We start from the raw sequence: 9,351 nt of genomic DNA on the forward strand, positions 1-9,351 counted from the left end.
CAAAGTCCGCACCGCCCAGGGTGGTGTTGCTCAGGCCGGAAATCAGACCGGCGGTACCGTCGATCACGAGCGGTTTGTTACCGTTGCCGGCTTTACCGACGGTAATCTTGTCGGCCAGCGAGAAGCCGATGCCGTTTTCGTCGGCGCGGGTCAGGATGTTGCCGTCGCCTTTGACGCTCAGGCTGTCACCCAGTTTCTTCGCACCGGTCGTACCGTTGTCGGCGGCAAAGGTCAGACCTTTGTTGTCCACCGCGTCTTTCGCCGCTACGCCTTTGGCGATGTCGGCTTTGGCTTCGTCGGTCAGGTCGAGAGCATAATCGGTAACACCATCGGCATCTTTCGCACCTTCGCTGACTTTAACCGCACCGTTAGCCGCTTGGCTGAGGGTGGTCTTGTCGGCGTTGACGGTGTACTCGATGTTGTTGCCGTCCACTTTTTCGCTGACGGTAACGTTCTTACCGGCAACGACGGTGGTGGTTTTTTCGGTGGCGGCGAGTTGTTCGTTCAACTGGGCGACGTTGACGGCGTCGGTGGCTGCCGTACCTTTGGCTACGTTGCTGATAGCTTTATTGCCGGCGTCGATGCCGTCGGCAGTGATGTTCACATCGCCTGCTTTCAGACCGTCTTTGCCCAGCGCCACTTTGTCGCCGACGGTTACGCCGCTGTTGTTCACAACGGTCTCGCCTGCGGTCAGGCTGTCAGCCTTCAGGTCTTTAGCGGTAGAAACTTTGTAAACGTTAGAACCGCCTGTTTTGTCGGTTTCGACGACGATGTTGTCGTCGCCGCTTTCTACACGACCTGAATTGGCTTTCAACTGGGCAACGTTGACGGCGTCGGTATCTGCCTCGCCTGCGGCGACGTTGGCGATTTTATTGCCGCCGTTGTCCAGACCGTCTTTGGTCAGGCTGACAGCTTGTTTGCCGCTGTTTGGTGCCGGTGTCAGGGTGATGCCGGTTGCCGTAGTGTCGACTTTGTTGCCGTCTTTGTCGGAAATGCTGCTGCCGTCGGCTTTAAACGCGCTGTGGCCGCCGTCGGTATTGCTCAATTCTATGCCTTTTGCGTTCAGCAAGTTGGTATTGCCGCTCGCTTCGGTCAGCTCGATATTGCCCGCAACGGATTTGGTGGTATTGCCTGCCTTGTCGGTCAAAGTATTGCCTTCGGCTGTCGAAGCGTTGACTTCACCGTCTTTTCCAACCAAGGTAACGTTGCCGCCATTGATGGTCGTGGAGCTGCCGTCGGTATCGAACCGTGCGCTGTTCAAACCTTGCAAATCTTTGGCAAGTTTGACGTTGAGCGTACCGTTAAGGTCGTCTGAAACCACGCCGATGTTGTTGTCGGACAGTTTCGCCGCATCCGCACCGCCTTTAACCAAGACTTGGTTGCCGAGTTTGCGCTCGAAATTCTTGTCTGCGTTGTCGCCGCCGAAAGTCAGGCCTTTTTGCAGCTCGGTACCGATGTTGTCCAACGCGCCTTGTACGGTGTTGACAGGTGCGGCCTGCGTGCCGTCGGTTTTGGTTACGACCAGATTCGGTACTTCAACCGCGCCGGTAGTCGGATTGACGGTTGCGCCCAATGCGGTTGCCAACGGAGTGAGCTGGCTGACGTTGACGGCGTCGGTATTGCTCACACCGGCAGCAATATCGGTTGCTTTCTTACCGCCGTTAGACAGACCTTCGGTCGTCAGTTTGACAGGGTTTGCTGCTGTACCGACGGTCACGCCGTCTGCAGAAACGGTGGTTTTGCCGCCTGCTGCGTCGATGAATTCAGACGAGGTCAGACCTTTCAGCTCTTTCGCCAGTTTGACGTTGAGCGTGCCGTTGGCGTCGTCTGAAACTACGCCGATGTTGTTAGCGGACAGTTTAGCTTCATCTGCCTCACCGCCTTTAACGGTGACAGTGCTGCCCAATTGGCGGGTTGAAGGCGTACCGCTGTCACCTGCAAAAGTCAAAGGCGCACGAACGGCATTGCTCAAGGCAGTCAATGCATCGCCGACATTGTTGTAATCAGCTACGCCTGAAGTTGCCGGGCTGCCGGAAATTACAGAGTATTTCGGCGCGGCGATTTCGCCTGTCGCGTTGTTGACGGAAGTACCCAAAGCTTGGGCAACTTTGTCCAGCTGGGATACGTTTACCGCATCATTTTGTCCCTTACCTGCAGCAACGTTGCCGACTTGAGTCGGAACGGTGGTTTGCGGATCGGTCGGGTTCAGCGCGGCAATGGTTACTGCGCCGTTATATGGCGTACTTGTATCGTCAGCGTAAACAAAGGAAACCTGTTTTGCGGCTGAACCGTCAACCGTTACGTTGCGCTTCAGGATTCTGCCGTCTGCGGAAACGTAAGCAAACGGAGCTTCGTTGGTAACCGCCGTCAGGGTGGTAACGTGAACGTTATTGATGGCATCGGTCAACTGACTCAGGTTAACCGCATCGGTCGGCTGTTCGCCCTTGCCCAGATTGGTAATCTTGGTGTTGGACATATCCAGCCCGTCTTTAGCGGTAATTTTGCCGGCAAACTCAGGCGCATCGGCAGTATTGATGCTGACGGTGGACTCGTTTTGGTTCAGCACAATGTTTTTACCCGCTTCCAACGTGATGGTCGAACCATTGGTAATTTCTTTCAACGAGTGGTTGTAGGCTTCGCCGTTGGTGCCGTTGGTTTTAGCCGTATTCAGCTTGAACGACTTGTAAGAGGCGTTGTTGATGGCAGAAATCGCGCCTTCAATGGTAGATTCGCCCGTACCGCCGATGTTAGTCATCGTAATGATGCCGTCATTCTCAATGGCTGCGTTTCCACCCAATACGCCGACTGCGCTCTTACCGATGTTGTTCATGACGTTTTGAGTCGCATAAAGCTGGCTGCCGTTTACTGCGTCGGTGCTGTTGTTGCTGATGCGGCCTGCGGCGACGTTGGTAATCGTACGCTCTTTGCTTACCGTGCCGATGCTGAGTGTGGACTCAGGGGCGTTACCTGCGAAGTTGCCGAAGGTCAGGCCGCCAACAGTAGCAGAGGTCGTCTGAACGGCTGCTTCAGTCGCAGAATTGGCACCCAATGCGATAGAGTCTTTGTGGGCGGCATTGGCGTTTTTACCGAAGGCAATGGCATTGCCGACAGAGGCTTTTGCCGCATCACCGAAGGCAAAGGTGTCGCCTGCGGTGGCTTTGGCGTTTTTACCGAAGGCTACGGCACGGTTTTGCGTGGCTTGGGCGTTGTAGCCGATGGCGATGGTGTCGTCTTTTTGTGCGTCTGCTTCGTTACCCAATGCCAAAGCATTGTTGGAAGTGGCTTTGCTGTTGCGACCTGCCGCGACAGTACCGGAAGCGGTTGCGCGGGTATTGAAGCCCAACGCGGTCGCACCTGCCGCCGTGGACTGGCTGTATGCGCCGATTGCGGTGGAGGAATCTTGGTTGGCGATTGCGCCGTCACCAACCGCTACGCTGGATTTGCCCAATGCTTTGGAAGACTGGCCGCCTGCGAAGGAGTTTTGACCGTAGGCGTTGGACGCTTGACCGACGGCGGTAGCGTTGGTGCCGCTGGCTTTGGTGTTCGCACCGATGGCAACGGAGCCTTCACCTTTAGTCAAACCGTTGACACTCGCATCGGATGCCGTGTCTTCGTTGACAGTAGCGTTTTTACCAATGGCGATAGAGTTGGAAATTACCGCTTGCGCGCCCGTACCGACGGCTACGGCAAATTCGCCTGCAGCTTGGGCATCTGCGCCTGCTGCCAGAGCATCCAATCCGGTTGCGCCGTTATTGTTGTAGTTGCCTCGGGTATCAGAGGCCGTATTAACGCTGTAAAAATGGCTGGAGCTGCCGCCGCCTAATTGGTCGATTTTGTTGTTCATCGCTTCTAAAGCGTCGTGAATATTGGTTTTGCCTGTACCGCCCAAATTGTTCAGGGTCAGATTGCCTGCATTGTCGATTGCAGTTTCGCCACCCAAGGCGTTTTTGACGTTGTTACCCAAGTTAAGCAGGTAAGAATTGGTCGCGTAAAGCTGGCTGCCGTTGATGGCGTCGGTGCTGGTTGCGCTGATAACACCCGCGGAAACGTTTTGAATTTGACGGGTGAAGTTGTTGGCAGGGGTGGTTGCATCAACTTTACCGACGGAAACCGTACCGTAAGACCATGTACCGGCAGCTGTGTAGTTACCGTTCAGTGTGTAATCGCCATTGTGATGCGCTTCGGTCAAACTGCCGCCACCCAAAGCAACATCGTTTTCATTGACGGCATGGGATTCGTAACCCAAGGCAAGTGCTTTGACAGCATCAGCTTTGGTGTATGCACCCAAAGTAACTGCACCTGCTTTTGCCGAAGTCGCAGATACACCCAAGGCGACAGTATTGCCTTCCGCAGCATTGGCGGAATGACCGATAGCAATAGCTTCTGCTGCGAGTGCTTTAGTCGTATTACCAAAGGCAATCGAGCTGTTGCCCGTTGCTTGGGTGTCGAGACCCATCGCCATTGCATAGTCTTCTGAAGCGACAGCATTGCTGCCGATGGCAATGCCGTTGAGCTTGCTGTTGGTTACCTTCGCCATGTTACCGATGGCTACGGCAAAACGACCGGAGGCATTGGAATCGATACCCAATGCGACCGCCTCACTACCCGATGCGTTGGCACGCTGACCGACAGCGACGGAAGAAACGGCTCCGGCAACAGTCTCGTGACCGATGGCTACGGTTTCGTGTGCGCTGGCATTGGCAGTCTTACCGATGGCAACGGAATTGTCGCCGCTTGCTTTGGAAACCATACCGACGGCAACTGCGGATTCTTTTTCTGCCAATGCGGTTTTACCGATGGCGACGGTGTTGCTGAAGCTGCCTTTTGCAGCTTCACCGATGGCGACAGTGGAAGTGACGCTCAATTTTTGGGCATCCGTACCCATGCCTGCTTCCCTACCGATGGCGACGTTGTTTGCACCGGACACAAATGCGCCGGAACGCAAGCCGAGGGCGATGTTGTCCACGCCGGTAGCGTTGTTGCCCGTACCTTTACCGATGGAGATTTGGCGTTCGTTGGTATAGGCATTGCGACCGCTGTCCGCGCCGATATAGACGGTGTCCGCACCGACTGTGCGCCCTGCGGAAACGGCAGCGTCGTACACACCTGCGTTCGTACCTACTACGATATTGCCCGTACCTGCCGCTACGGCTTTGTTACCGATGGCGACAGCGTTGTTGGCAGTGGCTTGGCTGTTTTGACCGAGTGAAGTAGAAGTTTCTGTAGTGGCAATGGCTTCTTTACCGACTGCAATGCTGCTCAAACCGGTTGCCTGAGTGGCAAAACCGACAGCAATCGCGCCTTTGGCAGAAGCGGTGGTTTGCGGACCGGCAGCCAAGGCGTTTTCAGCACCTGCATTGCTGTCTACACCGAAGGCTGTGGCGCGCAGACCGTTTGCCGTGCTGTTTTTACCGACGGCAGTGGTATCATGATTGACGGTCTTGGCACCATAACCGATAGCAGTTGAGAAATTGCCGGTTGCAGTCGGCCCTTTATCCGCCGCCTGACTGCCGCCAATCGCGATGGAGGAAGCACCTAACGCATTCGCTTTACCACCGATGGCAATGCCGTAAGAACCCGAACCTAAAGCCGATTCACCCACGGCAATAGCCCGTTGTCCGGTGGCAATGGCAGTACCCATAATCGCAAGGCTGGCTGCACCTGATGCATTCGCACCCTTGCCAATGGTACTCGCACCACCGATGGCTACGGCGCTCATACCCGAAGTATTGGAATTGAAACCGATGGAAATACCGTTACCTGCTGCTTCAGTAACAGTGGCGCTGGTACCGATGGCAACAGATGATCTGCCTTGCGCATTTGAAGAGTCGCCGATGCCGACACTGCCGCTTTTGGTTTTCGCCAAGTTACCGATAGCGACGTTTTTGGTTTCCATACCGTTTGCACCATTACCGATGTAAATGGACTGGGTACTGTCACTGCCACTGCCTGCATTGGTACCGATGGCGATCACGTTATCGCTGTTCGTGCTGCTTTGTAACGCATTTTCACCGATAGCGATGTTTCGTCCGTTTGCAGAACTGGAGCCGGGACCCGCACCTTTACCGATAGCAATGTCAGCCTGACCTTTCGTTGCCGCACCTTGACCGATGGCAATAGTCTGGTTTTTGGCAGCATTGGCGGAAGAACCGATGGCAATAGAGCCGGTTTCGGCAGTGGCTGAATTCGGACCAATGGCAACGTTACTTTCTCCGCTGGTTTGGGTTCCTTGTCCGATGGAGACAGATTTACCTTGTTTTGGAGGTTGTCCGCCGTCTTGAGGAATGAAATCTAACGCAGTCGTCGTATCATCGCCGCAGACCACGTTGTAGCTGGTGGTATCGAAATAGCAGGTGTTGTAGTCGGTACCTTCGGCAGCCGCAGTGACGGCTTTGCCATTGGCAAGGGTTTTACCGTTATTTGCTGCGGCCATGACTTGACCGCTGGCAAGCAGCAGGCCGGACATGATGGCGGTAAACGCGAAGCGCACGCCTACGGAGGCAACGATGCCGCCTATGCCTGATGAAGCCGTTTTCCCATGCGCTTTGGCGAATTCCGCCACCGCGTTCCACGTCTGTGTGGTTTCGTTCCATACGACACGATAGATTTTATTCATGCTGACTCTCTGATTTAAAATGTTAAACAAATAAATTTAATATATTATTGAATTGATGGAATAACCAGCTTTCCAAACATCCAATCCAATAACCAAAAATGAAAATATCGTATTTGATACTGATATTTCGATTGCAAAATTTATTCAACGGATATGACGTATATTGTCACTTTCAAACAAATTTCAGGATTTATCTATACCTCAGATAACAATCTCCAAAAACTGATTTATCGACCTTTTGGCTATTTATCTATCCGCTTATCCTTGATATCTTCTATTTTATTAACTTTATTTTGCAATTAAAGTGAAACTTTATCTTTTATCTGAAAGCAATTTATATGCCAAAACCCTTTTGCCTGAATTCATCCGTACTAAAAAAATGATATTTTTAAGTATCCGGAATCCAAAAATAAGAAAAGAGGTCGTCTGAAAACGTTTCAGACGACCTCTGTAAACCTCATGTTAATTCAATATTAATGAATTATGTTTCGGATACCATCTTCAGCAAGTTGGCGATGTTAAGCGGCATTATTCTGTATAATGCCGCAATGTTTTTGAAACAAGGAATACAAATGCTTACCCCAGAACAAGTCAAATCGCTGATTGAAGGTGTTGCCGCTTGCGAACACGTCGAAGTCGAAGGCGACGGGCATCACTTTTTCGCCGTCATCGTCTCTTCCGAGTTTGAAGGCAAAGCCCGCCTCGCCCGCCACCGCCTGATCAAAGACGGTCTGAAGGCGCAACTGGCCAGCAACGAATTGCACGCGCTGTCGATTTCCGTTGCCGCCACGCCTGCGGAATGGGCGGCGAAGCAGCAATAAGCCGTTACCTCAGACAAAAAAAGGTCGTCTGAAACCTGAATCGGAGTTTCAGACGACCTTTTTTAATTTACACAATGTTGAATTGCCGCTTAATATAGTGGATTAACTTTAAATCAGGACAAGGCGGAAGCCGCAGATACAGTACAGATAGTACGGCAAGGCAACGCCGTACTGGTTTAAAGTTAATCCCACTATAGAATCATCAGGAATGCAGGCAGATTCGGTGTTGCTCCTTATGCCGCTGCTTCGAGTTTTTCGACCATGCCGACGCCGACGCCGCAGATGCCGACGTGCACCGCCACCACCGGCGATACGGGAACGCCGTCATCCAAGCAGATACCAGTCCGCTTGAAGAAGCGTTCCGCAAATATCCGATACCGGTCGCGTTCGCCCGTATAAAGACCGCTGAGGATAAATTGTTCCCTGTTTTTGCCTTGCATCAGTTTCAACACTTGGTCGATGATGGCATCAAACATTTTTTCGTCATCGGAAGTGGATTCGACCCGGCACAACTGATCTTGCGAAAAGCGCAATACGGCGCGCAGCCCCAACCAGTCGCACAACGAAGCGCCCAATCTTGCCATCGTGCCGCTGCCGACAAGAGATTTGATTGTGGACAGTCCGAAAATGATGTTGCAACGTTCTTTTAAACTTTCCAAGTAAGCAACGATTTCCGTCGGCATTTTTCCTTCGCGCAACAGGCGGTCTGCTTCCAAAGCAAAAAAGCCTTCGGGCATGCAGCATGTCCCTGTATCGACGACATGGACTTTCAATTGCGGAACCTGCTCGGCAACTTGACGCACCATATCGGCAGAATCACTTAATTTGTGGCTCAACGTCGTCACAATGGCTTCGTGATAACCCTGACCGACCAAATATTGAAAAGTCCTCAATAAATCTTCAGACGACGGCGGTGTTGTAGAAACATCGCTGTCCAAATGCTCGCGGCGCCAATTGCAATATTCTTCATTACTGATTTCCAGTCCGTCAGCGAACTCTTGTTGTTCCATAAATACATTCAGATGCAGAATCTGAATCGGGCTGTCCCGATCGAGTATGCCCGACAAAGAGCCACTCGACGTGGACAATACCGCGCAACGATATAAGGCATAAGAGCCTGCCATAAACTGCTCCCTTGTGCATCAAACAATGCAAAATCTCAAATAAATAAAGGACCATCTAAGCGGTCTATTTTAATGATAAACGGTATGTAAATTTTTGTCTACATATTAATAGTTTTGAGCATTATTTTGAAACTAAACACTATATTCTAAAATAATAGTTATCATTCATTGCCATATGGTTTTTATGCCTCCTTTTGAACACCTGCGTTTACATATCGTTTACAATACAGCTACTTCTCAACCAAAAGACCACCCATGCCGAAAATTACCCTGATTGCCGCCTGCGCGCCCGACCGCTGCATAGGCATCAACAACACCATGCCTTGGCACTTGCCCGAGGACTTCGCATTTTTCAAATCCTATACCCTCGACAAACCCGTCGTGATGGGGCGGAAAACTTGGGAATCCCTACCCCGCAAGCCGCTGCCCGACCGCCGCAATATCGTCATCAGCCGTCAGGCAGATTATCCGGCTGAAGGCGCGGAAACCGTCGGCAGCCTTGAAGAGGCTTTGGCATTATGTGCCGCTGCGGAAGAAATCATCATCATGGGCGGCGCACAAATCTATGCCCAAGCCCTGCCGCTTGCCAGCGATTTGCGGATTACCGAAGTGGCATTAGACGTCCAAGGCGATGCGTTTTTCCCCGAATTTTCGCCATCAGAATGGCGCGAAGCCGCCCGTGAAACCCACACCTCCGCCAACGGCACAGGCTACGCATTCGTCCATTACACCCGCATCCGATAAGCAAAAACAGGCGGAGACCTTTGCAAAAAAGCCCTTCCTCCGACAA

Annotated in this window: 4 protein-coding genes; 2 read left to right on the forward strand and 2 right to left on the reverse strand. The window is 52.3% G+C overall.

Translation table 11 applies throughout. From position 1 onward, the window contains the following. Window positions 1–6,616 (reverse strand): ESPR-type extended signal peptide-containing protein (locus tag HMPREF3050_RS12900; RefSeq protein WP_070775077.1); only part of this gene is annotated, 6,616 nt, incomplete at its 3' end. Between the two features lie 572 nt (window positions 6,617–7,188). Here HMPREF3050_RS12900 and HMPREF3050_RS12905 point away from each other — a divergent pair. Further along, window positions 7,189–7,437 (forward strand): BolA family protein, encoded by a 249-nt coding sequence (locus HMPREF3050_RS12905; protein ID WP_029609441.1) that lies wholly within the window; start codon window positions 7,189–7,191, stop codon window positions 7,435–7,437. Between the two features lie 233 nt (window positions 7,438–7,670). Here the strand turns inward: HMPREF3050_RS12905 and HMPREF3050_RS12910 are convergent, their stop codons facing one another. After that, window positions 7,671–8,561 (reverse strand): DegV family protein, encoded by an 891-nt coding sequence (locus tag HMPREF3050_RS12910; protein WP_070775079.1) that lies wholly within the window; start codon window positions 8,559–8,561, stop codon window positions 7,671–7,673. 255 nt (window positions 8,562–8,816) lie between these two features. On the opposite strand from HMPREF3050_RS12910, the gene HMPREF3050_RS12915 reads away from it, so the two are divergent. After that, the gene (locus HMPREF3050_RS12915) at window positions 8,817–9,305 is read left to right on the forward strand and encodes a dihydrofolate reductase (protein WP_070775081.1); all 489 of its coding nucleotides are present in this window, start codon (window positions 8,817–8,819) and stop codon (window positions 9,303–9,305) included. Window positions 9,306–9,351 lie beyond the last annotated feature (46 nt).

Origin of the sequence: Neisseria sp. HMSC065D04 (assembly GCF_001815675.1) — a bacterium.
Taxonomy (GTDB): Bacteria; Pseudomonadota; Gammaproteobacteria; order Burkholderiales; family Neisseriaceae; genus Neisseria.